Here is a 461-nt window from a genome sequence, read left to right as displayed (position 1 = left end):
GATGATTGGGGTGAAGTCGTAACAAGGTAGCCGTATCGGAAGGTGCGGCTGGATCACCTCCTTTCTATGGAGAATCGTCTTCTGCAACGAAGACATTCAAATACAACTCACTCGTTGTTCGGTTTTGAGAGCTCAAACTCTCAAAACACTGCATGAAATTCATTCGCTCGAAGAGATGAACCGAATTTCATACAGGTCGCGCTTGTACCAAGCGCTTTGCACCTTGAAAACTGGATACCGAAACGAAACATTGCGTTTTAGAACAATCCTTTTAGCTGAGCTTGTGTCGTAAGACCAAGATCAATAAAAGTAGCCCATAAGGAAAGATATTTTACCTTCGGTAAAAATCACTTCTTTATGGAACATCGCGTTTACAAGTAAACGCTAGGTTAAGCTACTAAGAGCACACGGAGGATGCCTAGGCGCCAGAAGCCGACGAAGGACGTGGCGAACGACGAAAT

Annotated in this window: 1 rRNA gene; it reads left to right on the top strand. The window is 44.5% G+C overall.

The window, feature by feature from the left end:
• Window positions 1-64, top strand: a 16S ribosomal RNA gene (locus ACE5KN_RS31035); the annotation flags it as partial.
• Window positions 65-461 lie beyond the last annotated feature (397 nt).

The organism is Paenibacillus terreus (genome assembly GCF_042138595.1).
Taxonomy (GTDB): Bacteria; Bacillota; Bacilli; order Paenibacillales; family Paenibacillaceae; genus Paenibacillus; species Paenibacillus terreus.
The sequence above is the reverse complement of the archived record's forward strand: the minus strand, read 5'-3'. Positions and strand labels throughout refer to the sequence as shown.